Below are 26,208 nucleotides of genomic sequence, written 5' to 3'. Positions count from 1 at the left end.
GTGTTAAATTATAGTAGTGTTTTTAGCATCGCATAAAAGACTAACATTGAAAAATTACGTATGGTAAGGTATCAAGGGAGGGAAATATAAATGGCTCGTGTTTGTGCTATTACTGGAAGAAAAGCTCGTTCTGGTAACTCTCGTTCTCACGCAATGAACGCTACAAAACGTAAGTGGGGCGCTAACCTTCAAAAAGTTCGCGTACGCATCGACGGAAAAGTTCAACGTGTTTACGTTTCTGCTAGAGCATTAAAATCTGGCAAAATCGAACGTGTTTAATAATAAAAAAAAGAGCCGCTAGGCTCTTTTTTTACTATACCAATGGAAAAAGCACCGGTAATAGGTGCTTTTTTTAATCTTTTTTGAAGGTATTTAACATGGCACGAACAATTCCACCAAGAAATTTAGGTAACTTAATTGTATAAAATCTCATGGTTTCCCTCCTAATCCCCATTACTCCACTTGGTCACTATATGATGTAAGGAGCAAAATTGTTTCTTTAATCAGTGCTTCTTATCACCATTAATATGCCAGAAGTAAATGAAAAAGTACCTTTTTCCTCAACGAGTTCATTACTAATACAAAGTGTGGATCCCCACTCTATTTTTTTATTCGTTAGAGGATATTTAAAACCAAGTAATGTAATCCCTTCCACTATTTCAGTAACAGGCACAAAAGATACATAAGGGAAATTTTTATTTTCTTCAATTATATGTGTACCTACTCTTTTTACACTTATTTCATTTTGATTGTCTACAATACACATCTCTATTCCTACTTCTAATCCTTTTAAAAGCATTTGTATATTCGCTAAACCGTGATCAAGTCTTCCGCCAGTAGCACCAAAAATACGAATGAGTGCCGGCTTTTGTTCTAACGCCCAGTTAATCGCAATTTCTAAATCAGTTTGATCTTTTTCACGAGGAACAATATGTAAATCATTTGTTTGTTGCCCCATCCATGCTAATTCTTCTTCCGTAACCGAGTCATAATCTCCAAACGCAACAGCAGGAGTAATACCTCTTTTTAATAAACGATATACTCCTCTATCAACTGCCGCCCACACTACTTTCTCATTTTCATATGAAGAAAAATCTGCACAATATTCCGCGGGTCCTCCCGCTAAAATATGAATAATCATGTTTCCTTCCCCTTCTATTGTAAAAAGGCAATCTGCCATTCGGTAGATTGCCTTTTTATATATTTTTTCTCTACCCTTTATAAATAGTGAAAACTTACTACACTAGAAGATTCACTGGGATAAAGACTCGTTCATTCATTATCCACGAATGACACGAATTGCTTCACCGCGGTCTTTTTGATTGTATACTGCTGACCCAGCTACAAGTACATTTGCTCCTGCTTCTACACAAAGTCTTGCTGTTTCAGCGTTTACACCACCATCAACTTCAATTTCTACTTCTAGATTGCGCTCTTTAACCATTTCTGCAACTTGTTTAATTTTCGGTAATACAGAATGGATAAATTTCTGCCCACCAAATCCAGGGTTTACTGTCATAAGTAATACCATATCAATATCTTCTAATACATGCTCAATCACTGAAACTGGCGTATGCGGATTTAATACAACTCCTGCTTTAATGCCATGAGATTTAATTAACTGAATTGTACGATGCAAATGAGGGCACGCCTCTACATGAACAGTAATAATATCCGCTCCCGCTTTTGCGAAAGTCGGGATATAGTTATCAGGATTTTCAATCATTAAATGTACATCTAACGGTAACGATGTGATCGGACGAATTGCTTCTACAATTAATGGTCCAATCGTAATATTTGGTACGAAATGTCCATCCATTACATCGACGTGAATGTAATCCGCCCCGCCTTTTTCTACATCTTTAATCTCTTCCCCTAATTTTGAAAAATCTGCTGATAAGATCGATGGTGCAATTTTAATCATAACTAATACCTCGGCTTTCTCTCTCTAATTTCTTCTACAAATTGTTTGTAATTCTTATAACGATATTCTGTAATCTTCCCCTCTTCAACCGCAGCCTTCACAGCGCATTTCGGTTCAGAAAGATGTGTACACCCTCTAAATTTACAGTATTGGCTCGCTTCTTTCAACTCTGGAAAACAATATGTAAGATCTTCTACCTCTATATCTATGAAATCGAGTGAACTAAAACCAGGTGTATCTGCAACTAGTCCGCTTCCAATCGCAATTAATTCTACGTGTCTTGTCGTATGTTTCCCGCGTCCTAAATGTGAGGAAATATCATTCGTTTTCAGTTCTAATTCTGGACGTAAGACGTTAAGCATAGAAGATTTTCCAACACCAGATTGCCCCGCAACGACGGAAACACAACCTTCTAAGAATGGTTTTAAAATGTCAATACTTTCCGATGTATTTATAGAAGTAAATAATACATCATATCCCATCTCACGATAGTCATTTGCATAAGATTCAACAGTCTCTCTCATTTTTTCATCCACTAAATCCATCTTACTAATGCAAATAATCGGCTTAATGTTATGATATTCAATCAGCACTAAAAATCGATCTAACAGTCCCGGATTAAAATCTGGTTCTACTGCAGAAAATACGAGTATCGCTTGATCAACATTAGCAATAGGAGGCCTAACAAGTTCATTTTTTCGATCAAATACTTCAAGCACGTATCCTTCACTTGGATTATCAGCCTGAAAAACAACTTGGTCTCCTACCAATGGTGTAATTTTATTTTTTCTAAACACACCACGCCCGCGACATTGTGTAATCCCTTCTTCATGCTGCACATAATAAAATCCACTTAGAGCTTTTACAATTTTTCCTTCTGGCATATAATTCTCCTTTATTCTGTATAAAGTGAAGCTGTAATTCCTATTGAATGGATTATCATTCTTTAAATAAAGATTTCAAAACCCGTCATATATACAAGTTAATACGTTTAATCTACCATTAAATTTAAAATATTATTTATAACAGTATCACTTTTATAGCTTTTTGAACCATATATTTTTGCCTGTTATACGGTCCACTATATGTAGACAGCATAACAGGCAGGAGTAATACATTCCATTCCCTCTAGAAAGAAAATGGAATTCATTATTATTGAGTTGGATATGGTACTTCTTTGTCAATAATCGTTACACCATCTCGTACAATTTTATAGTGTCCTTTTGTACCTTCTTGAATTACAAATTCTAATGAAATAGTTGCCGACTCTGAAATTGTTCTAGTTTCAATTGGTCTATCCATTTTTTGTTGCATATCTTCTTTATAAATTTCTATCGTTTGCGGTTTTTTCTCACCTATTATAGAAGACTCATACGGAATAGAAATATTATCCACTTTCACTGTTTTCGTTACTTTCGGCTTAGGACCATCTGAAATAACAATCGTCACTTTATCTCCTTCTTTTAACGGAGTTCCTGGTTTTGGAGATTGCGAAATTACAAGTCCTTTATCAACAGTATCGGAATACTCTCGTTTTATATCTGGAGTTAGTTTCCTCTCATTCAAATAACCATTGACACTATTTTCAGTCCATCCTGAAAAGTCACCTGGTCTAATTTGATAAGGACCTTTACTTACCCAAATTTTCAGGTCTTGTTCCGCCTCTACTACCATTTGATCTGGCGTCGGAATTTGCTCAACGATTTCACCTTTTGGTCTATCATTTTCAATATAATTTATTGTAACTTGTTTATATTTTTCTTCTAATTCAGACCTTATGCTCTCAAAATCTTTCCCTGTAAGATCACTCATCTTACTTTTCTTTTTTCCACCTGATTGATAGATAGTAATTTTAGAGTTTTCTTTCACGACTCTTCCTGCCACAGGGTCTGTTTTTATGACATCACCAGTTTCAACATCATCTGTATATACAATATTAGGTTCCGTAACCTCAAAACCTTTTTCAACTAATGTATTTACTGCTGTCGTATATTTCATACCAGACACATCAGGGACTTTTACATCTTTTGGAATAAAGAATCCTGGAATAACAGTAAGCGCTAACGTTATTCCGATTGCTAAAAGTAAAAATATTGTAATTAAAATTTTGAGCCATTTATTACTTCGTTTTTTCTTCTTATTTAAATCCGTTTCTTCTTTTCTTGTCTGTTCATCCACTTTACTTCCTTTTAAAACAATTGTTTCATCAGTAACGTTTTCAAATAATTGTTCTTGTTGAATAATCGGAATCGCTTTTGTCGCTTCCATATCTTCCGGTATGTAAAATGGCTGCTCATTTATCCTCTCTGGATATAGCGCCGTTTCAATATCTCGTTTCATCGCATTGGCAGATTGATATCGATGAAACGGATCTTTCGCAGTTGCCTTTAATATAATATTTTCGACACTTTGCGGAATATTTTCATTCCATCTTTTTGGAGACGGAATTTCACTTTGTAAATGTTTTAAAGCTATAGCAACAGCAGATTCACCAGAAAACGGTTGTCTTCCTGTTAACAACTCAAACATAACAATCCCTAGGGAATAAATATCTGATTGTTTATTTGCTATCCCGCCACGCGCTTGTTCTGGTGATAAGTAATGCACCGAACCGAGTACTGAATTTGTATGTGTAATTGTTGTTGCACTTGTAGCTGTCGCAATTCCAAAATCTGTTACTTTTATTACTCCATCAGCTCGAATTAAAATATTGTGCGGTTTAATATCACGATGCACAATTTCAAAATGATGGGCGTGTGCCATGGCGGATGTTAACTGCTCCATAATATCAAGAGCTTCTCCTATCGATAACATCCCTCGCTCAATTATGTATTGCTTCAATGTTTGTCCTGGTACATACTCCATTACAAGATAATATATACCATCTTCTTCTCCGACATCATACATATTCACAATATTTGGATGCGACAACGTTGTAACAGACTGCGCTTCTCGATGGAAACGTTTAATAAACTCTTCGTTATTTGAATAGTCGAGTCGTAATATTTTTACCGCTACATCCCGGCCCAGTATATCATCATGAGCTAAATATACATTGGCCATTCCACCGCCACCAATCATTTTCAGCAGCTTATAACGGTCATTTAAGCGTTTTCCAATCAGCACGTTGCACTTCACCTACTTTCGTTTGTCGAACCCGCATAATCAATCAGAACAAGGGTAATATTATCTTCCCCACCACGATCATTCGCCAATTGAATGAGACGTTGCCCCTTAGTTTCTAGCTGTTCATTTAACTGTAAAATTTGTTGCATATCAGCAATAGAAACTTTGTTAGATAATCCATCAGAGCAAAGAAGTAACTGATCATCTTCCTCTAGCACCAACGTTTTAACATCTAATCCGACTTTCTCTTCTGTTCCTAATGCCCTTAATAAAACATTCTTTTTCGGGTGATATTCTGCGTCTTCTTTTGAAATTTCACCATGTCTCACAAGTTCATTTACAAGTGAGTGATCTTCCGTTACAAGCGAGATTTCTCCCTCTGATACCATATAACAACGACTATCCCCTATATGACCTATTGTCACAAAGCTCGGCGTACAAATTGCTATTATAAGTGTTGTTCCCATGCCATTACATTCTACATGTTGCTTAGAGTACTCATATATACGCTCATTAATAATCCCAACACTAGTATGTAACCACTCTTCTACTTTTTTTGGCTCATTCATATTATGCGTTTGCTTCCAATAATCATGGAATAATTGAATGGTCATCGAGCTAGCTACATCACCAGCTCGATGACCTCCCATTCCATCTGCTACTACCGCTAAAATATTTCCATCTAAATTATGAAAAACTCCTGCACTATCTTCATTATGTTGACGAACTTTTCCTTTATCTGATAGAAACACGGCTTTCATCTCGTCACCTCGTCTCTTCTTTGCGCTCCTTCGCACGCAACTGACCGCAGGCTGCATCAATATCATGACCTTGTTCACGGCGAATCGTTACATTTACTCCACGATCTTTTAACGTTTTTTCAAACAAGAAAATTTGTTCACGTGGCGTACGTACATAATCACGTTCAGGTACGTAGTTTACCGGAATTAAGTTCACATGACATTTTACACCTTTTAAGAGCGCAGCAAGTTCTTCAGCGTGCTCAACTTGGTCATTTTCTCCTCCAAATAGTCCATATTCAAAAGTAATACGACGCCCTGTTCTATTTACATAGTATTTAATAGCTTCCATCAAATCTGGTAGCTTATAAGCACGGTTAATCGGCATTAATTTTGAACGTAATTCTGAGTTTGGAGCATGCAGTGAAATCGCAAAATTAATTTGTAAGTCTTCTTCAGCGAACTTATAAATTTTCGGGATAATTCCACTTGTCGAAACTGTCATATGTCTCGCACCAATATGAAGTCCTTTTTCATGATTAATGATGCGTAAGAATCCCATTAAATTATCATAGTTATCAAATGGTTCTCCAATTCCCATAACGACAAGAGAACTTACACGTTCTTCTGATTCATCAAGTGCACGTTGCACTTCTACTACTTGCGCTACAATTTCTCCAGCTTCTAAGTTTCGCTTTAAACCGCCAAGCGTTGAAGCACAGAACGTACATCCAATACGACAACCTACTTGCGTTGTTACACAAATGGAATTTCCATATTCATGTCGCATTAATACCGTTTCAATAGAATATCCATCGTATAATTGGAATAAGAATTTAATTGTTCCATCCGAAGACGTTTGTTTTACTAACGTATTTAAAGTAGTAATATCAAAGGAATTCGACAATTTTTCACGCAATCCTTTAGAAAGGTTTGACATATCCTCATAATTTTTTACACGTTTTTTATATAACCAATCAAAAATTTGTCCAGCACGGAACTTTGGTTCTCCTTGCTCCTTTAACCAATCTTGCATTTCATGAAGTTGTAAAGAGTAAATTGATGGTTTTTTCGTTTCTAAATTTTTCTTTTGTTTTCTCACAGTCGTTTCCACGATGCTACACCTTCTTCCTTAAACAAGCAATATAAAAGCCATCTGTTGCAAAATAATGCGGTAAAATTTGTACTTGACCTTCATCAATATACGGACTTAACTTTTCTGGCATACGCTCTTTTATCGTAGTATCCCACTCAAACTCAGGATGCTCTTGTAAAAATCGTTCTATTACTTGTTCATTTTCTATTTTTTCAATTGTGCACGTACTATAAACAAGGCGACCACCTTGTTTTAATAACGGTGCGATTTTTTCTAGTATTGCAAGTTGGATCGTCGATAATCTTTCACTATCGCCTTTATCTTTACCTAACTTAATATCAGGCTTACGTCTAATTACACCAAATCCAGAACATGGGGCATCTACTAATATTTTATCAAACGTTTCATTTGCAAAATGTTCTTGCACTTTTCTAGCATCTAATGCCTTTGTTTCGACATTTCCTAGACCAAGTCGCTCTGCTTGTTGTTTAATTAAACGTACTTTGTGTGCATGTAAATCAAGGGACATGACTTGACCAGTTCCTTTTAATCGCTCTGCGATATGTGTTGTTTTTCCACCTGGAGCAGCACAACTATCAAGAACTACATCTCCCTCATCTGGTTCTAAGGCACGTGCTACCAGCATAGAACTTTCATCTTGAATAGAAAGAAAACCTTTTTTAAACGCATCTGTGTGCGCTACATTCCCTTTTTCAATTTGAATTGCATCATCTGATAAATCGCCACGCTTCGCTTCTATACCTTCACTAGCTAATAATGCAATTGCTTCTTCTACTGTTATTTTATCAACATTTACACGCGCTGTTGGTACAGGCGGTAACATGTTCACTTCACACATTTTCTCAGCAGTTTCTAAACCATATTCTGAAGTCCACTCTTGGACAAGCCAAATTGGATGACTTGTTGCAATTGCCAAACGTTCTACTGGATCTTTGATTTCATCTACAGAAGGTACACCTTCTCTTTGAATCGAACGTAATACACCGTTCACCATACCAGCAATTCCTTTATGCCCGCGACGCTTTGCAATCTCAACGGCTTCATGAATAGCCGCTCTTTCAGGCACTCGGTCTAAATAAATCATTTGATATAAAGATAAGCGAAGTAATACTCTTACCCACGCTTCAACTTTCTTTTTTAAAAAAGGCTGTAAATAATAATCTAATGTATCACGACGTTGGATTGTTCCATATACAATCTCAGTTAATAAACCAATATCTTTTCTATCAATTGTACTTTTTTCAATTAGATTATTTAAAAGTAAGTTACTGTATGCACCACTTTTTTCTACTTGAATTAAACCATCAAGAGCTAATTCACGAACATTTTGTCTCATGCATTTTCTCCTAACTTTGTTCCAATTTCAGGTTTTGTTCCACGTAAAAATTGTGAACAGCTCATACGCTTTTTACCAGAAGGTTGCAATTCTGTAATTTTAACACCCGTTTCATTACCAGTTGCTACAACGAAACCATCTTCTTCGATCGCAACAATCGTACCTGCTTCAGCTGATTTCGTTACAGGGACTTTTTCTCCCCACCATACTTTAACAACTTGTCCTGCTAAAGTTGTATAAGCAACTGGCCATGGATTCAATCCGCGAATGTGATTGTATACTTCTTCACCTGTTTTTGTCCAATCAATTTTCTCTTGCTCACGTTTTATATTATATGCAAACGTTACTTCTTCCTCGTTTTGTTTAATTGGTTCTAACTTACCTTGAATTAGTAAAGGTACTGTTTTAGATAGAAGATGTGCCCCTGCTTCACTTAACTTATCAAATAACGAACCTGTCGTTTCACGCTCTTCAATTTCCACTTCTACTTGCGTTAAAATATCACCAGCATCCAATTTTTCTACCATATACATAATTGTAATACCTGTTTTTTCTTTCCCTTCCATAATTGCATAATGGATTGGTGCACCGCCACGAAGTTCAGGAAGTAAAGAAGCGTGGACGTTAATACATCCATACTTCGGTGCTTCTAAAATTTCATTTGGTACAATTTGACCGAACGCAGCTGTTACAATTAAATCTGGCTCTAATGCCAATACTTTTTCATATTCGTCTTTTTCACGAATTCTTAACGGCTGTAACACCGGAATACCATGCTTTTCTGCTTCCACTTTAACAGGTGTAGGTGTTAATACTTTTTTTCTGCCTACCGGACGATCTGGTTGCGTAACAACACCTATTACATCATAGCCATCTTCAATAAGACGACGAAGCACCGGCACTGAAAAGTCCGGTGTTCCCATAAATACTACTTTTATCATTTAAAAACCGCTCCTTTTAATACCTATTCTAATTCATTTTCCTCATAATATCTTGTCACTTTCGATGTAAATAACACACCGTGTAAATGATCGATTTCATGTTGAATTGCACGCGCTAAAAACCCTTCTGCTTCTAGTAAAAATACTTTGCCTCGACGATTTTGCGCACGCACTTTAATATAATCCGCACGTTCCACTTCACCATAAAGTCCCGGGAAGCTTAAACAGCCTTCGGGACCTACTTGTTCACCACGTTTTTCTAATATCGATGGATTGATTAACTCAATTTTCCCAGTATCATCACCGATATCAACTACCGCCACTTGCAAGCTTACCCCTACTTGAGGCGCAGCTAAACCGACTCCGTCCGCAATTAACATTGTTTCATGCATATCTTTCAACAATTTCACTAACTTTTTATCAAAGTTAATTACTCTTTCACACGGTGTTTCTAACACTTCATTTGGATGCTTTACTATTTCTAAAACTGCCATATTTCCCTCCGCTACATTAACATTGTTGGATTAAAATCAATTGAGATTTGTAGCTCTTTTTGCATTTCTGCTTGATAATGTTCATTTACCATTTTGAGCACGTTCTTTAAGTTTGGTTCCCGTTTGTATTTTATCATGCATTGATAACGATATCTATCTTTTATCCTTGGAATTGCTGAAGCAACCGGTCCTAACACCATCGTTTGCTGCGAACAGTGCGTCCGTAAATGACCGACAATTTTTTCCGTCACTTGTACTGCTTTTAATAATTCCGGATGAGATACCGTCACAAGTACAACATAGTAATAAGGTGGGTATTGTCTCGTTCGCCTCATTTGCATTTCTTGATCAAAAAACACATCATATTGTTGGTTCTTTGCTAACTCTATACTATAATGTTCTGGCGTATACGTTTGAATTATAACTTCCCCTGGCAATTCATGTCGGCCTGCTCGTCCACTTACTTGCGTCAATAACTGATAAGTCTTTTCACTCGCCCGGAAATCAGGTAAATGAAGCATCGTATCAGCAGTTAAAACACCAACAAGCGTTACTTTCGGAAAATCTAACCCTTTTGCAATCATTTGTGTTCCAAGTAATATATCTGCTTTTTCTTCCCCGAACGCCTTTAATAATTTCTCATGCATCCCTTTACGACTCGTCGTATCTACATCCATTCGAATGACTCGTGCCTCTGGAAATAGTTTTGTAATTTCTTCTTCTACCTTTTGCGTACCTGTACCAAAGAAACGAATGTATGTACTTTGACAAGCAGGACACGCAGTCGGCATATTTTCTTCGTAACTGCAATAATGACATTTTAAACGATGATTCATTTTATGATATGTCAGCGAGATATCACAATGCGGACATTGTACAACGTACCCGCAATCACGGCACATAACAAATGTAGAATGACCTCTTCTATTTAAAAAGAGCACCATTTGTTCTTTCTTTTCTAACCGATCTGCTATTTTTTCATGCAGTGCCTTTGAAAACATGGAGCGATTCCCGTCACGAAGTTCTTCACGCATATCAACAATCTCTACTGTCGGTAAAGCTTGTTCGTTCATACGTTTTTCCATCGTCAGTAATTCATACACACCTTTTTTCGCTCTTGCAAACGATTCAAGCGTCGGTGTTGCACTACCAAGAACGATAGGGCATTTATGATATTGTCCTCTCCACACAGCTACATCCCTTGCATGATACCTCGGATTATCTTCTTGCTTGTAGCTCGATTCATGTTCCTCATCAATGATAATAATCCCTAAATTTTCAAAAGGAGCAAATACAGCTGAACGTGCACCAACTACGACTTTCACTTCTTTTCTTAAAATCTTACGCCATTCATCATATTTTTCTCCAACAGACAGCGCACTATGAAGAACTGCAACTTGTGAGCCAAATCTACCTTTAAAACGATCTACCATCTGAGGCGTTAGTGCAATTTCAGGAACAAGTACAATAGCTTCTTTTCCTTTCTCGAGCACCGCTGCTATAGATTGTAAATATACTTCTGTTTTTCCGCTTCCTGTAACACCATATAGTAAAAATGGATTGTAAGTTTCATTTGTAATTGATGATAAAATCGGTGTAATAACTTGCTTTTGTTCCTCAGTAAGTGGGAATGGTTTCGTTTGTTCAAAATCGTCATCGTCATACGGATTTCGGTACACTTCCACATACTTTTCTGAGAGTAGTCCCTTTTTAACAAGTGCTTTAATTGGAGCATCTGTTATTTGTAACTCTTCTGTTATTACTTTCAACGGTACACTTTTATAATTTTCCACAAAATAATAGAGGACATCTTGTTGTTTTTTACTTTTCAGTTCAAATGCTGCTAATTCTAATTTATCTTCTGGCAACTCCGGTTGAACGACTCTTTGTTTCTTCTTTTGTACCTTATCTTTTACTTGATAAACGACTTCAATCGTGCCATGTTTAATTTCTTGTTGAATCGTGCGGTATAGCTGTGGCTGCGTCTCAATCGCTTCCCAATCTATCGCTTCTTTGTCCTGAAATAAAAACAGTAGTTCAGGTGCTACTTCTTCTTGTTTACGAAGTTGTAGACGTTTTTTATATGTTGCTTTTATCGCCGTTGGAAGCATAACTTGAAAAGCTGAAATCATATAACATAACGTTTCACTTGTAAGCCAATACCCTAGCTTTAACAACTCTTCATTTAAAACGGGTGTTACATCTAAAATTTCATGAATTGTCTTTAACTTCTTACTTTCTACTTCAACCGAATCTTTAATCCCAATAATAAAACCTTGCAATTTCCTTGGGCCAAACGGAACTACTACACGCATGCCTGTCTGGACAATATCTTCCCATTTTTTGGGAATAATATAATCAAATGGTCGATCTGTCTGACGTGCAGGTACATCAACAATTACACTTGCAAATTTCATAGACGATCATCTTCTAACATTATTTCAATTTGCTTTAATATTTCACGAGCAACCTCTTTCTTCGTTAAAAGTGGCAACTCTATAACTTCTCCATCTTTTCTATACATTGTTACAATGTTCGTATCTGTACCAAATCCAGCTCCTTGCGCCTTTACATCGTTTGCAACAATCATATTCGCATTTTTCTCACGTAATTTTTTCGTTGCATATTCCTCTACGTTTGTCGTTTCAGCCGCAAAACCGATAAGTAACTGTTTGTCTTTCATCTCACCTAACGTTTTTAAAATATCTACTGTTCTCTCAAGTTCAATTACAGCATCGCCATTTTTCTTTTTCATTTTATTATCATGAACATATTTCGGACGATAATCTGCAACCGCTGCTGTTTTAATGACAACATCTACGTCTTCATAATGTTGAATAACCGCCTCTAACATATCTTGTGCAGATTCCACTTGCACCGTAGTTACATGTAATGGTGGATGTAATGCTGTCGGTCCCGAAACGAGTATAACATCAGCGCCTAAGTTCGCTGCCACTTCCGCAATCGCGTATCCCATTTTTCCAGAAGAAAAATTAGTCATAAAACGGACTGGATCAATCTTTTCACGAGTTGGGCCAGCAGTTATTAATATTCTTTTTCCTTGTAGTGGTTTTTGCTCTGAAAAAGCCTCTTCTAACCGTGCAATAATCGCTTCAGGTTCTTCTAATCTTCCCTTCGCTACATAACCACACGCTAAAAAACCTTCTCCAGGCTCAATAAATGTATATCCTAACGTTTTTAACGTCATCATATTTTTTTGAACAATTTTATTTTCATACATATGCACATTCATAGCAGGTGCAATCCACACTGGGGCTGTAGTAGCTAACAAAGTAGTTGTAATCATATCATCTGCAATACCGTTAGCTAACTTTCCAATACAATTGGCTGTAGCAGGTGCAACAAGTACAACATCTGCCCAATCTGCTAAATCGATATGAGCAATAACAGCTGAGTCTTTCTCATCGAATGTATCCGTATATACATCATGGCGAGAAAGCGCCTGGAATGTAAGAGGTGTAACAAACTTCATTGCCGACTCACTCATCATTACTTTTACAATAGCACCAGATTGTGTCAATTTACTCGTTAACGCAGCCGCTTTAAAGACCGCAATGCCTCCTGTTACACATAAAAGTATCTTTTTCCCTTTTAGCATATGGCTCGTCCTCTTTCTTTTTCAAACTTATAATACTGAAACAAGATTATCAGCTCATCAGTATCAATATTTCTTCCCTACCGTAAAAAAATAACAACCTACTTGTAAATAGGTTGTTACCGTTACATAGAAAATTATAAAGTCTATGTTTTAAATTGTCGAAGACAAAGTCTTATTCAGTTACTTTATCTTCACTTGGTACGTAGCTTAACGCTTCCATATCGATTTCTTCTAATGCTTTACCTACACATTTATGAGAAACTGGTTTTTCTACAACACAGTTATTAGCAAGTTGCATTTCGCGCGCACGTTTTGCAGCCACTGTTACAAGTGTATATTTAGAATCGATTTTTGTTAATAATGAATCAATTGATGGATTTAACATAATTATAGACCCTCCGTCATTTCTTTATAATATTTTGCTACTCTTTCGCGGCGGCAATGTTCGCCAACCACAATTGCTTTAATTCTTTCACAAGCTAGTTCAACTTGGTCGTTTTCTACAACGTAGTCGTAAGCGTCCATCATATCAATTTCTTCTTTCGCTACCGTTAAACGATTTTCAATAACATCTTCAGTTTCTGTACCACGACCGACAATTCGGTTCTTTAGTTCAGATAAACTTGGAGGTGCTAAGAAAATAAATACACCTTCTGGGAAAGCTTTCTTAACTTGAATTGCTCCTTGCACTTCAATTTCTAAGAATACATCTTTTCCTTCTTGTAATGTTTTTTCAACATAGTCAATTGGTGTTCCGTAATAATTACCTACGAACTCAGCCCACTCAAGTAATTTTTCATTACGAATCATTTCCTCAAATTCTTCTCTCTCTTTAAAGAAATAATCCACACCATCCACTTCACCTTCACGTGGCTTACGTGTCGTTACTGAAATGGAGTACTGAAAACGTGTATCCTCATGACTAAACAGCTCTTTTCGAACCGTTCCTTTACCAACCCCAGAAGGTCCTGAAAGAACGATGAGCAATCCTCTTCTACTTCTCATAAATATGTAAAACCTACCCTTCCTCACTTAACTCTTCTTTATTATTCAAACGATGTGCAATCGTCTCTGGCTGAATTGGACTTAATACAACATGCCCATCATCCATAACAATAACCGCCCTTGTTTTTCTCCCATACGTAGCATCAAGCAAAGCATTATGTTCGCGTGCTTCCTGTACTGTTCGTTTAATAGGAGCTGACTCCGGACTTACAATAGCAATAATTCGATGAGCAGATACAATATTTCCGTATCCAATATTTAAAAACCGCATGGCCATAGTTTGCGCCTCCTAGTAAGTCTATCCGATTTCTCCACCACGTATAACTTTATATATTTTTTGAAAGCTACTCAATATTTTGTACTTGTTCACGAATTTTTTCAAGGTTATTTTTCATTTCTACAACATATTTTGAAATTGTTAAGTCATTTGCCTTAGAACCAATCGTATTAATTTCTCTATGCATCTCTTGCACGATGAAATCCATTTTCCTTCCAACAGGCTCTTCAATCTGCAGTGTTTCATGGAATTGTTCTAAATGACTTTGCAAACGAACTAACTCTTCGTGAATATCACAACGCTCAGCAAAAATTGCAACTTCTGTTAGCAATCTTTGTTCATCTAGATCTTGATTATGTAATTCCTTTAAGCGATTTTCTAATCGTTCACGATATTTTTGTGTAACAATTGGTGCATGCGGAATAATAGCATTTACACAATTATGAATCTCTTGTAAGCGATACGCTATATCTTTATGTAATCGTTCTCCTTCGCCATCTCTCATCGTTTTTAACATATGAGCAGCTTGGCGAACAGCCTCATATAAACTGTTCTCAAATTGTTCATTTACGTTTTCTACCTCTTCAATCGCTGTTACTTCTGGCATTGCCATTAATTGCTCGAGTGTAATAGAATCTTGTAATTGAAATTTTCCTTTTATATCTTCCATAATCGATTGGTACTGCTCAAGAAGCGACCAATTCACACTTAATTTTCTTTCAACAAGCCCTTCACCCGCTATACTAATAGACACTTCAATACGTCCACGGCGAACTTGCTGTGCAATTATTTTACGAATTTTGTCTTCAAATACCGTCATTTGCTTCGGTAGTCGAATACTCATCTCTAGAAAACGGTGGTTCACCGATTTCATTTCTACTGTAATTTGAAAAGTATCACTCTCTACTTTCGATCTTCCAAATCCTGTCATACTACAAATCATTTTTTATCACATCCAAGCCATGAAATAACTCAATGAAAAAGGTAATAGAGACAAGGCTCTACTACCTTCTGTAAATTATATCACATTTTCATATCATTGACTATTTCAAGTTTAATCCCTTCTTATATAATATTGGCTTTTCCTTCTTCCCCTTCTTCCCTGTTAATAAAGAGCCTACTAATAAGAAGGTCGGAATTGACGATAAACCTCCAATTAACAACCAATCTCTCGCTTGTATTGGCATCGTGCTAAAAATCGGTTGTAACGGTGGATAATATATAACGACTAGCATGAGTAGTAATGAAATGATAACCGCTCCTACTAAATACACATTTCCAAACGGATTGCGGTGGAAAACAGAATGCTCACTTCGGCAATCAAATACATGAATCAGCTGAGCAAGTACCAATGTTGCAAACGCTACAGTTTGTGCATATTTCAGTTCATTTGGATGTTGATTATACGCAATAATAAATGCTACTAGCGTCACTGCCCCAATTAGAAAGCCACGACTTATAATTTTCCAGGCAAGCCCTCTAGCAAATACCCCTTCTTTCGGATGACGCGGCGTTCTCTTCATCACGTCTCCCTCGGCCTTATCCAAACCTAACGCCATCGCCGGTAAACCGTCAGTAACTAAATTCACCCATAAAATTTGAATTGGAACCATCGGCAGCGGTAGTGCAAGTAACATGGCAAATAACATGACCAAAATTTCTCCAACGTTCGATGCTAATAAATAACGAATAAACTTACGTATGTTCTCGTATATATTTCTACCTTCTTTAATTGCTGATTTTATCGTAGCGAAATTATCGTCCAGCAATACGAGAGATGAAGCTTCTTTTGCAACATCTGTCCCTGTAATTCCCATCGCTATCCCAATATCCGCAGTTTTTATAGCTGGAGCATCGTTTACTCCATCACCTGTCATCGCCACTATATGTCCTTTATTTTGCAACGCCTTAACAATTTTTAATTTATGTTCTGGTGATACACGAGCAAATACATACGTATCTTCTACAACATTTTCTAATTCTTCTACATCCATAGTTGCGAGTTCTACCCCTTCAACAACGCGTCCACCTGGTGGTAAAATGCTTAATTGTTCTGCAATCGCCATTGCAGTCACTTTATGATCACCTGTAATCATCACTGTTCGAATACCAGCTTCTCTGCACTCTTTTACTGCCTGCTCTACTTCTGGTCTTGGCGGATCAATCATTCCTTGTATTCCAACTAACATAAAATCTTTTTCAACATCTCTTTCATGTTCAATTGAGTCTGTTACTTTTAAAGGCTTAAAAGCAACTGCAATTGTTCGAAGTGCTTGACTACCTAAGCTATGAATAGCCGCCTGTACTTCTTTTCTATACAACTCACTTAATGGTTGCTGCTTATCCCCCCATAAAATCGTTTGACTCATTTGCAGAAGGACATCTGGTGCTCCCTTCGTAACGACAAACTTTTTCCCCTCTCGATCTCGTACAATAACACTCATCATTTTTCGAGTTGAATCAAACGGAAATTCACGAATAATTTCAAATTTCCCTTTCAGCGCCTCACGCGTTATCCCCGCTTTCATTGCTGCAGCTACAAGCGCCCCCTCAGTTGGATCTCCATCTAATACATACGCCTTTTTCTTTTGAATAATATTTGCGTTATTACATAGCGAACCAAATGTAAGTAGTTGATAAAGTGATTTCGTCTTAGCTGGATTAATTTCTTTTTCACCTTTCATAAAAGAGCCATTAGGTTCATACCCTTGGCCTGTCACTTTCCACAATTCTCCACCTGACCACATATGTGTTACCATCATTTTGTTTTGCGTCATCGTTCCTGTTTTATCAGAGCATATGACAGAAGCACAGCCTAACGTTTCTACTGCTGGTAACTTCCTTACAATTGCTCTCTTTTTTATCATACGCTGTACACCAAGCGATAAAGCTACTGTAACGATTGCTGGTAACCCTTCTGGAATAGCAGCAACAGCTAGCGACACGCCAGCTAAAAACATATGATATACTTCATTCCCTTGATACACACCAGCTAACACGACAAGCGCTGTCAAAATAAGAGCCACAATAATTAATATTTTTCCAAGTTGCTCTAATCTTCTTTGCAATGGTGTTTCCATTTGCTCTGCATTTTGCAACATATTTGCAATTTGGCCCATCGCTGTATTCATACCCGTTGCTACAACGACTCCTGTTCCAGACCCTCGTGTAATCATCGTACCCATAAAAGCCATATTTTTTTGATCACCAATTGAAACATCTTGCCCTTGCAACGCTTCTACTTTCTTCTGCACTGGAACTGACTCTCCTGTTAAAGCTGATTCTTCAATATATAAACTCGACGCCTCAACAAGACGTACATCAGCTCCAATACGATCGCCACTAGAAAATTTAATAACATCACCTAAAACGAGTGCTTTAGACGGTGCCTTTACCCACTTTCCATTTCGCAGTACAGTTACTTGCGGGGCGGCTAGCTCTTTTAAAGCTTCCAATGACTTTTCAGCCTTTCTTTCTTGAAAAAATCCGAGAATACCATTGATAATAACAATTGCCACAATCGCAATAGAATCAATGTATTCCCCTAAAAAAGCCGAAACGATTGTTGCACCAAACAAAACAAGCACCATAAAATCTTTAAATTGCGCCAAAAATACCATTAGTGCAGAAGGCCTCTTTGCTTCATCTAGTTCATTTGTACCAAATTTTTTAATTCGCCCTTCTGCTTCTTTCTCTGTAAGTCCAACCTTCACATTCGTATTCGTTCTTTCTTCCACTTCATGTGCACGCATTCCATACCAGTTCATCCTGCTATCGACCTCCTGATTCCAGACATACTCTATTGAAAGCTTATTCAGCCTCGTCCAAAAAAATGCTATAATTAACTTTTAGTTAGAAAGGAGTGTTCATTTATGGCATTCGATGGATTATTTACAAGAGCGATTACACATGAAATTGCAAATTCTCTTTACACGGGAAGAATTTCAAAAATATATCAACCTTCAAAATACGAGATTTTATTACATATTCGAGCAAACGGAAAAAATCAAAAACTGATTCTTTCCGCTCATCCGACATATGCACGTTTACACTTAACAAATCAAAATTATGATTCACCTGCACTTCCGCCAATGTTCTGTATGCTTCTTCGTAAGCATTTAGAAGGTGGATTCATTGAAAAAATTGAACAAATTGATTTAGAGCGTATTATTCAAATTACCGTTCGTAGCAGAAATGAAATTGGTGATGAATCGCTAAAAACATTAGTAATTGAAATTATGGGACGACATAGTAACATCATTTTAGTAGACACAAAAACAAACAATATTTTAGATAGCTTAAAACACGTTTCCTTAGCAGTAAACCGACATCGAACTGTATACGCTGGAGCTGAATATATTGCACCACCAGCACAACATAAAATTAACCCACTTCAGATCGAAACAAATGATGAATTTATTAGACCGCTGGACTTTCTATCTGGAAACATGGATAAACAGCTAGTCGGAACCTTTACCGGAATATCACCGTTATTCGCAAAAGAAGTAGTGAAAAAAGCAGGTATGGTAAATGAAAAAGCATTAGCTGACGCATTTTTCTCCATACAAAAACCATTATTAACTCATACATATTCACCAACAATGACTACTTCAAATGGGAAAGAATTCTTTTATCTTTTCCCTCTTGCGCACTTAGCTGGAGAAGACAAGACATTCTCATCTGTTAGTGAATTGCTAGACCGTTTCTTTTTTGGAAAAGCAGAGCGTGACCGTGTAAAACAACAAGCTCATGATTTAGAGCGCTTTATGCAAAACGAAAAAAATAAAAATGAGAAAAAACTCATTAAACTAGAAAAAACATTACAAGATGCTGGAAAAGCAGATAAATATCAACTATTTGGAGAACTACTTACAGCCAATATGTACGCTTTGAAAAAAGGCGATAAAGATATTGAAGTCGTTAACTATTATGATGAAAATGGCGGAACTGTAAAGATCGCATTAGATCCTTTAAAAACGCCATCTGAAAATGCACAACGCTATTTCCAAAAGTACCAAAAAGCGAAAAATTCCGTTGTTGTTGTAGAAGAACAAATCGAAAAAACAAAGGAAGAAATTCTTTATTTTGATAGCTTACTTCAACAAATGGAAGCTGCTTCTTCAAAAGATATTGAAGAAATTCGTGAGGAATTAGCTGAAGAAGGTTATATGCGCAATCGTAAAACGAAAAACGGAAAGAAAAAGCCTACTAAACCAGTATTAGATAAATATGTAGCAAGTGATGGCACAGAGATTTTCGTCGGTAAAAACAATAAACAAAATGATTATTTAACAACGAAATTTGCCCGTCGTGATGAAATTTGGTTACATACGAAAGATATACCTGGTTCTCACGTTGTCATTCGTTCTTTAGAACCTGCTGAAGAAACTTTACTAGAAGCTGCCAAAATTGCTGCTTATTACAGTAAAGCAAAAGAGTCTAGTTCTGTACCTGTTGATTTCACCAAAATACGCCATGTGAAAAAACCGAGTGGTGCAAAACTTGGTTTTGTTACGTACGACAATCAGCAAACTGTTTATGTAACACCCGATGCTGATACTGTAATGAAATTAAAAGCTTAAATAAAAAAATGCGTTGCTTATAAGCAGCGCATTTTTTTATTCGTTCCAACTAGTTCATATACCCATTCACTAATTCATAACATCTTTCTTTTGTCATCTTGTATTTCTCTTCTGAAGCATCTATATGTCTCATCGTCCCGTTATTTGTATCAGTACCAATTGCTTTAACCTTACTTTCCTTTTCTTTAACCCACGCAATTTGTTTCGTTTTTAATGACTGAAATGCATCAGGGGACATCGTATTTTTTAATGTACTGTAAATTTCATTTAGTTTATTATCCCACAGTTCATAATTTCCTTCTATTTCATTTACTATGTCATTTGTTGACATGACATTTGTATGTTTTTCTTGGTTTTCTAGAGCCGCTAACTCATTTAAAACTTTAGTTTTACCTACTGCTGACGAAGTTTCTTTTTTAGTCTGCTTCTCTTCTTTAGAAATAGCATGCGTACTCATGCTATTTTCCTTAATGTTTTCGTGTTCTTGACTATTATTTTCTTTCGTTTCTTTTTCCTGCTTTTGCTCATCTAAATCATATGTAATAACCGATGTTTTTGCATCTACAGCAATTAATCTAGCATTTTCTTTAAAAATATATTTTTTGTCACCACTGTTCTCCTCTTTAACAAAATCGACATTCTTAAAGCCTCGAATTTTCAGAAACTCACTAGCTTCTTCCTTCGTAAGTTTTAAATCTCTCGGTGTATGCGATGACCATTTATCCATTAACCATTTTCCATCTTTATAAACGAAAATAAATTCCCATATCTCTGCTTCATTTCCCATATCATTTGAAGGTATAATCGTTTCAATCGTTAAATTTTTATCTTTCTGTGTATACGTTAATCTCATTTCTGGTTCAATATTAATAGGGAATGGCAACATATCTGTCTCTCTAGATCTATTAAATGTTTCAAGCGAATTAGGAAGCTGGTTCTCTACAAATTTTTCTGTAACCAATCCCTTAACTCCTTTTTTCGCTGTCGCCAAATCTCCTGGATTATTTCGACTCCATCCATTTTCTTTTTCCATCTCACTAAATGCATTTGCTATTGCATCTACACTCTTTCTTACAATCTTTTTCGCTTCTTTTTCTGTCACTTCTGGGGCTTCATCAAGCTGTTCAATCGTTTCATTTGCTTGAACTTTGATTTCACTTTTTTCACACCCTGTTACAACTAGCATACTAGCAGCGAAGCAAAATGACATGACTTTACTTAATTTCTTCATATACTCACATTCCTTATTCCTATTTATTCGTTACGCACCTTTATCTACAAGAAAACATAACGACCTCTTATTATACCAATTATCACCATTTATTTATACAAAAAATATAATATTAGAATTGAAAGATTATAATATGCAAGTTTACATTACTGTATAAATTTTTGACATCCTCATTTTATATTTGTCTAGTTTTTTTGACACAAAACTCCCGCTTCTCTTTTATTGTCAATAAGTATATTGGCACAAGTTTTGCTTTATTAAATATAAAAAGGAGGCATTAAAATGAATATAAGAATAACTAATATCCAAAAACAACTACATAAGTACGGAATTGACGGGTTACTTATTACAAAAAAAGAAAACCGCCAATATGCAACAGGCTTTACAGGTAGTGCTGGCGCCGTCTTAATCTCTGCCGATCAAGCTGTTTTTATAACAGATTTCCGCTATGTAGATCAAGCAAAATCACAAATAAAAGATGCTGAAATTATTATGCATAAAGGAAATTTAGAGGAAGAAGTTGCAAATCAAGTGTCAAAATTAAACATTCAAAAACTCGGAATTGAAGAAAACAACATGACATTGCAACAATATAAAAACTTGCAAAAGTACGTACAGGCGGAAATGATTCAAGTTTGCGAAATTATCGAAAATATTCGTATCATTAAAGACACGCCTGAAATAGAAATAATGAAAATTGCAGCTAATATTGCGGACGAAGCATTTCACCACATTCTTACGTTTCTAAAACTAGGAATAAGTGAAAATACTGTACGAGATGAATTAGAGTTTTTCATGCGAAAAAAAGGTGCTGCATCTTCATCATTTCAAATTATTGTAGCTTCTGGTGTTCGTTCTTCCCTTCCACATGGAGTTGCATCAAATAAAATAATTGAACGAGGCGACATCGTTACATTAGATTTCGGTGCACTTTACGACGGATATTGTTCCGATATAACACGTACTGTAGTAATCGGGGAACCATCAGAAGAATTCAAAAAGATATACAATATTGTACTTGAAGCATTAAAACGCGGGACTGAAGCGATTAAACCTGGAGAAACTGCAAAACGTATCGATGATATAACGAGAAACTACATTACTGAGCATGGATACGGTCAATATTTTGGACATTCTACTGGTCATGGTCTTGGATTAGAAATTCATGAACCTCTCCGCCTATCCCAAGAAAGTAAGGCTACTTTAGAAGAGGGTATGGTCGTTACAGTTGAACCAGGTATTTACATACCGAACTGGGGCGGTTGTAGAATTGAAGATGATATTGTCATTACAAAAGACGGATATGAAGTTATTACAAAATCAAATAGAGAACTAATTGTAATCCCTTGTTAATATTTTGAAATTTCCAACAGGATTTTTTCTCTGCACATAGAATTCCTTCTCTGGAGTATTCGTTTCAAGAGGGGGAATTGTAATTGAACTTTGTAATCGATAAAATAGATGGTTTACATCCTGAATTTTCCAAACTAGTTTCCATGATGAATTACGCTCGCTATACAACAATGCAAGCGGTGGAAGATTTAACAATGGAAGAACTTGATTATTTATATAATGAGGAAGCAAATTCAATCGGCATGCTATTATATCACATGGCTGCTGTTGAATTTTACTACCAGATTCATACTTTTGAAGACCGCGAACCAACGGAGGCCGAACTAGAAAGATGGTTACCTGGCCTCGAGTTAGAAGCTCTTGGACGTGAGGAAATAAAAGGAAACTCTATAGAATTTTATATTGATACATTACAAGAAGTACGTTCCAAAACAATTGAAACATTCCAATCGTTACCTGATGAATGGCTGTTTAAAACGACAGACTTTTGGTATGACAAACAAGCAAATAACTATTTTAAGTGGTTTCACGTATTTGAAGATGAAATCAATCATCGCGGACAAATTCGTTTAATTAAGAAGATGCAAAAAGCTCATTCAATAAAGTAAGAAAGTGCCACCAGATAAGGTGGCACTTTCTTCTATTCATTAACGAATAGCTTTTCATTTACTGTTTTAGTGACTACCGCTACCAACATTAAAATGCAAATTAAATATAGCAATTTCGCAATAAATAACCACCCTTGAAACATTACAATTCCATCTATTATCTCATTTCCCTTCAGTAACAAAAACGGAATCGTACTAATTATCATGACAAACTCAATACTGAATACAATTTTCTTTTTTCGGCTATATGCTTTCCACTCATCCCAGCGATACATAGGAGCAAAAATCAATACTCCTATACATAATATAACTGGTACCCATTCATTTTTAAAAAATTGCCCTGAAATAACTGATAATAGTAAACAAACGAGCACACCATAATAACCTATTTTCTCTCTCATTCGTACTCCCCCATTCTACTTCTCCTTTAATATGTAACTTGCTATGCTTATAACAATTCTTAGAAAAATAACTACTACAATTACAATATAAAGACTTTTTGCAGACGACATCCATTCTTGAAAAATAGACATTTTCTTCATTTGTTTCTGACCCTCTATTAAAATAACTCCTACGAATAATGAACAAACAACGATGATACCTATCATAATTCCAATACTTTTCTTGCTATATTGTTTCATATCATCCCAGTTATATAAAAGTATAAGTACAAACCCAAAAACAGGTATAATACTGATCCATTCATTGCTTGTAAACAAATTTAAAATGATTAATAGACTACAAGAGAGAATAAAGCCCCAAAACCCAATTATTTTGCGCATAAGCCCTCCTTTAATTCCATTTTTAGGATTAATTGTATTTTAACATCCATTTTTTAACCTTGCCACTACGGTACATGAAATTTTGGTTTTTCGGTTTCCTATACTCACATACTTTCCCTACTTTCATACAATAAACTACACGAATGCCTAAAGGATGTGAATGTTATGGGAGTTGAATTAACGCTATTACACGCTCTCTATGTTATTTGTTTACTCACCATTATTACCTTTTTTATTTTTCGAAAGGATACGACGATTATTTGTATCGTTTTCATCTTTTTATTAGCATTAACTGCTACAAGTTCTATCCCTCTTGCTGTTAGCGGCATTTTTCAAAGTTTTATTTACGCTATTACTGAGCTATTACCAACTATATTAATCATTTCCATTATCGTATCCATGAGCAATTTACTCGTTCATACTGGCATAAATGATACAATGATTTCACCATTTACAAAGATGATTCGTACCCCTACCCTCGCCTACTGGATTATCGGTCTTTTGATGATGACAATTTCTTTCTTCTTTTGGCCTTCTCCAGCTGTTGCCTTAATGGGAGCTATTTTATTACCGGTTGCTGTACGTGTCGGCCTTCCGCCAATTGGAGTGGCAATTGCTATGAACTTATTCGGTCATGGGATTGCTTTATCCGGCGACTTCGTTATACAAGGCGCACCAAAATTAACCGCAGACGCTGCTGGTCTTCCTGTTTTTAGCGTTGTTTCTGCAAGTGTTCCACTCGTTATCGTTATGGGCATTGTGACAACTTCCGTCGCTTTTTTCTTCTTACGAAAAGAATTTCATACAGGCTTATCTATACAAGAGTCTATTTCATCAACTGCGTCTTCTAAAACACTCACTTCATTATCTACTCGGACAAAAAAATGGCTCGCTATTTGTATTCCGATCGTATATGCCATCGATATCCTTTGCATGATTCAATTTAAACTACAAGGAAGCGACGCAACTGCACTTATCGGCGGAACAACTGTTATTATGATTATCATCATTTCTCTCATCGCCTACAAAGGTAATGGACTGAATAAAACGACCGATTACTTTATAGAAGGGCTCCAATTTGGCTTTAAAATTTTCGGACCAGTTATTCCTATCGCTGCACTCTTTTATTTAGGAGATAGTGGCTTTGTGAAAATTATCGGGGACTATTTACCGAAAGGTTCACACGGAATCATTAACGACTTAGGCATCGCTTTATCTCAAACTGTTCCTTTAAATCAATATGTATCGGCAGGGACATTAACTATCGTTGGTGTCATTACCGGCTTAGATGGATCAGGTTTTTCAGGTATATCACTTGCTGGTTCCATTGCCAATCTTTTCGGAACAGCACTTGGCCATGGAACAGCTACATTAACAGCACTCGGGCAAATTGCAGCTATATGGACCGGGGGCGGGACGTTAATTCCTTGGGCACTTATTCCTGCCGCTGCGATTTGTAAAGTCGATCCATTTGAACTTGCACGTCGAAACTTTTTACCAGTTATGATTGGCTTAATTGTCACCACGATCGTTGCGATGTTTATTCTATAGCGTAAGCAAGTGTTCTCTTGCTTACGTTTTTTGCTTGTAAAATTCATCATGAATGATCAGTTTTCAAGAGGGATTCGTTATTACTTAGCGAAATTATATTAGGAGAGTAATTATTTCAAAACGTTTATAAGAAACAGATTACTGCAATTAGAAAAGGGGACATACCTATGAATGAATTGATTTTCGTCTTATTAATTTGTCCGTTATTTATCTTTATCGTATCTGTTATTGGAACACGCAAAACGAAAACGTATTACGTAATGCCGATTGTAACGTTTGCTAGTTTTTTAATAATAGGTGTTATCGCCTTTACTCCAAAATTTTTCTTTTGGGTTGGCATGTACAGCATCTTCTCATTTATTGTTTCTTATATGACGCTATTGTTTGTGAAAGGATATGAGGTTGCTGAAAACGCTAAATAGTTGTTAGCAAGGAGACAGGAATATGATTTTCTTTGATATTGATGGAACTTTACATGAAGTTTTAACAATAATAAAAAAAAACGACCGCGTTCCCCCGCAG

General features: G+C 36.3%; 26 protein-coding genes. 6 read left to right on the top strand and 20 right to left on the bottom strand.

All coding sequences use genetic code 11. The features are described 5' to 3' along the window. The first annotated feature begins 90 nt into the window (after positions 1-90). Positions 91-279, top strand: coding sequence for a 50S ribosomal protein L28 (gene rpmB / locus QCI47_RS08625; RefSeq protein ID WP_000124776.1), 189 nt, complete (start codon positions 91-93; stop codon positions 277-279). A 73-nt stretch (positions 280-352) separates the two neighbouring features. Here rpmB and spoVM read toward each other — a convergent pair whose 3' ends face one another. The 17 genes from spoVM to QCI47_RS08540 all read right to left on the bottom strand — a co-directional run bounded on the left by spoVM (position 353) and on the right by QCI47_RS08540 (position 18,346). Next, a complete protein-coding gene (gene spoVM, locus QCI47_RS08620) occupies positions 353-433 on the bottom strand; it encodes a stage V sporulation protein SpoVM (protein WP_001213599.1) in 81 nt (26 codons plus the stop codon). 66 nt (positions 434-499) lie between these two features. Continuing rightward, complete coding sequence (locus tag QCI47_RS08615; protein WP_001998094.1) at positions 500-1,180, bottom strand: thiamine diphosphokinase; 681 nt, start codon at positions 1,178-1,180, stop codon at positions 500-502. Positions 1,181-1,279: 99 nt separating this feature from the next. Then, positions 1,280-1,924, bottom strand: a complete 645-nt coding sequence (gene rpe / locus QCI47_RS08610; protein WP_000589966.1) for a ribulose-phosphate 3-epimerase — start codon at positions 1,922-1,924, stop codon at positions 1,280-1,282. Positions 1,925-1,926: 2 nt separating this feature from the next. Beyond that, positions 1,927-2,808: a ribosome small subunit-dependent GTPase A gene (gene rsgA, locus QCI47_RS08605; RefSeq protein WP_001113936.1), complete on the bottom strand. Its 882-nt coding sequence runs from the start codon at positions 2,806-2,808 to the stop codon at positions 1,927-1,929. 268 nt (positions 2,809-3,076) lie between these two features. Continuing rightward, complete coding sequence (prkC, locus tag QCI47_RS08600) at positions 3,077-5,050, bottom strand: serine/threonine protein kinase PrkC (RefSeq protein ID WP_000904769.1); 1,974 nt, start codon at positions 5,048-5,050, stop codon at positions 3,077-3,079. Positions 5,051-5,058: 8 nt separating this feature from the next. After that, entirely contained in the window at positions 5,059-5,811 is a 753-nt protein-coding gene (locus QCI47_RS08595; RefSeq protein WP_000648697.1) for a Stp1/IreP family PP2C-type Ser/Thr phosphatase, read from the bottom strand. Positions 5,812-5,815: 4 nt separating this feature from the next. Next, positions 5,816-6,904 carry a dual-specificity RNA methyltransferase RlmN gene (rlmN, locus tag QCI47_RS08590; protein WP_000450543.1) on the bottom strand — a complete coding sequence of 363 codons (1,089 nt, stop codon included), beginning with the start codon at positions 6,902-6,904 and terminating at the stop codon, positions 5,816-5,818. A 4-nt stretch (positions 6,905-6,908) separates the two neighbouring features. After that, positions 6,909-8,243, bottom strand: coding sequence for a 16S rRNA (cytosine(967)-C(5))-methyltransferase RsmB (gene rsmB, locus QCI47_RS08585; protein WP_001249672.1), 1,335 nt, complete (start codon positions 8,241-8,243; stop codon positions 6,909-6,911). Next, a complete protein-coding gene (gene fmt / locus QCI47_RS08580; protein ID WP_000598790.1) occupies positions 8,240-9,184 on the bottom strand; it encodes a methionyl-tRNA formyltransferase in 945 nt (314 codons plus the stop codon). Before fmt ends, rsmB begins: the two co-directional genes overlap by 4 nt. Positions 9,185-9,207: 23 nt before the next feature. Continuing rightward, positions 9,208-9,678, bottom strand: a complete 471-nt coding sequence (gene def, locus QCI47_RS08575) for a peptide deformylase (RefSeq protein ID WP_000279468.1) — start codon at positions 9,676-9,678, stop codon at positions 9,208-9,210. An 11-nt stretch (positions 9,679-9,689) separates the two neighbouring features. Then, positions 9,690-12,095 carry a primosomal protein N' gene (priA, locus tag QCI47_RS08570; protein WP_000666727.1) on the bottom strand — a complete coding sequence of 802 codons (2,406 nt, stop codon included), beginning with the start codon at positions 12,093-12,095 and terminating at the stop codon, positions 9,690-9,692. Next, positions 12,092-13,297 (bottom strand): bifunctional phosphopantothenoylcysteine decarboxylase/phosphopantothenate--cysteine ligase CoaBC, encoded by a 1,206-nt coding sequence (coaBC, locus tag QCI47_RS08565; protein WP_000911757.1) that lies wholly within the window; start codon positions 13,295-13,297, stop codon positions 12,092-12,094. The genes priA and coaBC overlap by 4 nt, the downstream gene beginning before the upstream one ends. A gap of 172 nt (positions 13,298-13,469) precedes the next feature. After that, on the bottom strand, positions 13,470-13,682 hold the full coding sequence (rpoZ, locus tag QCI47_RS08560) for a DNA-directed RNA polymerase subunit omega (protein WP_000933970.1): 213 nt from the start codon (positions 13,680-13,682) through the stop codon (positions 13,470-13,472). A gap of 2 nt (positions 13,683-13,684) precedes the next feature. Next, on the bottom strand, positions 13,685-14,302 hold the full coding sequence (gene gmk / locus QCI47_RS08555; RefSeq protein ID WP_001257738.1) for a guanylate kinase: 618 nt from the start codon (positions 14,300-14,302) through the stop codon (positions 13,685-13,687). A 13-nt stretch (positions 14,303-14,315) separates the two neighbouring features. Beyond that, positions 14,316-14,579: an extracellular matrix/biofilm regulator RemA gene (gene remA / locus QCI47_RS08550; RefSeq protein WP_001251458.1), complete on the bottom strand. Its 264-nt coding sequence runs from the start codon at positions 14,577-14,579 to the stop codon at positions 14,316-14,318. A gap of 67 nt (positions 14,580-14,646) precedes the next feature. Next, the gene (locus QCI47_RS08545; protein WP_071741801.1) at positions 14,647-15,522 is read right to left on the bottom strand and encodes a YicC/YloC family endoribonuclease; all 876 of its coding nucleotides are present in this window, start codon (positions 15,520-15,522) and stop codon (positions 14,647-14,649) included. Between the two features lie 100 nt (positions 15,523-15,622). Further along, complete coding sequence (locus QCI47_RS08540; protein ID WP_001104746.1) at positions 15,623-18,346, bottom strand: calcium-translocating P-type ATPase, SERCA-type; 2,724 nt, start codon at positions 18,344-18,346, stop codon at positions 15,623-15,625. Positions 18,347-18,451: 105 nt separating this feature from the next. On the opposite strand from QCI47_RS08540, the gene QCI47_RS08535 reads away from it, so the two are divergent. Next, positions 18,452-20,161 carry an Rqc2 family fibronectin-binding protein gene (locus QCI47_RS08535; RefSeq protein WP_000863254.1) on the top strand — a complete coding sequence of 570 codons (1,710 nt, stop codon included), beginning with the start codon at positions 18,452-18,454 and terminating at the stop codon, positions 20,159-20,161. A 49-nt stretch (positions 20,162-20,210) separates the two neighbouring features. Here the strand turns inward: QCI47_RS08535 and QCI47_RS08530 are convergent, their stop codons facing one another. After that, positions 20,211-21,392, bottom strand: coding sequence for a lysozyme inhibitor LprI family protein (locus QCI47_RS08530; RefSeq protein WP_353811747.1), 1,182 nt, complete (start codon positions 21,390-21,392; stop codon positions 20,211-20,213). Positions 21,393-21,674: 282 nt separating this feature from the next. Here QCI47_RS08530 and QCI47_RS08525 point away from each other — a divergent pair, with 282 nt between their 5' ends. Next, positions 21,675-22,745 (top strand): M24 family metallopeptidase, encoded by a 1,071-nt coding sequence (locus tag QCI47_RS08525; RefSeq protein WP_309422557.1) that lies wholly within the window; start codon positions 21,675-21,677, stop codon positions 22,743-22,745. 83 nt (positions 22,746-22,828) lie between these two features. Beyond that, on the top strand, positions 22,829-23,353 hold the full coding sequence (locus QCI47_RS08520) for a DinB family protein (protein WP_001012018.1): 525 nt from the start codon (positions 22,829-22,831) through the stop codon (positions 23,351-23,353). Positions 23,354-23,385: 32 nt separating this feature from the next. Here QCI47_RS08520 and QCI47_RS08515 read toward each other — a convergent pair whose 3' ends face one another. Both QCI47_RS08515 and QCI47_RS08510 read right to left on the bottom strand, forming a co-directional pair. After that, a complete protein-coding gene (locus QCI47_RS08515) occupies positions 23,386-23,754 on the bottom strand; it encodes a YoqO family protein (RefSeq protein ID WP_074544061.1) in 369 nt (122 codons plus the stop codon). A gap of 15 nt (positions 23,755-23,769) precedes the next feature. After that, a complete protein-coding gene (locus tag QCI47_RS08510; protein ID WP_001226108.1) occupies positions 23,770-24,135 on the bottom strand; it encodes a YoqO family protein in 366 nt (121 codons plus the stop codon). Between the two features lie 165 nt (positions 24,136-24,300). Between QCI47_RS08510 and QCI47_RS08505 the strand changes: the two genes are divergently transcribed. Beyond that, positions 24,301-25,686 carry a hypothetical protein gene (locus QCI47_RS08505; RefSeq protein WP_076873517.1) on the top strand — a complete coding sequence of 462 codons (1,386 nt, stop codon included), beginning with the start codon at positions 24,301-24,303 and terminating at the stop codon, positions 25,684-25,686. A gap of 167 nt (positions 25,687-25,853) precedes the next feature. Further along, positions 25,854-26,108: a YbeF family protein gene (locus tag QCI47_RS08500; protein WP_001003915.1), complete on the top strand. Its 255-nt coding sequence runs from the start codon at positions 25,854-25,856 to the stop codon at positions 26,106-26,108. The last annotated feature ends 100 nt before the right edge of the window (positions 26,109-26,208 follow it).

The sequence above is a fragment of the Bacillus cereus group sp. RP29 genome (assembly GCF_040459765.1).
GTDB classification, from domain to species: Bacteria; Bacillota; Bacilli; order Bacillales; family Bacillaceae_G; genus Bacillus_A; species Bacillus_A paranthracis.
Note: the sequence above shows the minus strand (reverse complement) of the source record. Positions and strands in the feature narration are given on the sequence as shown.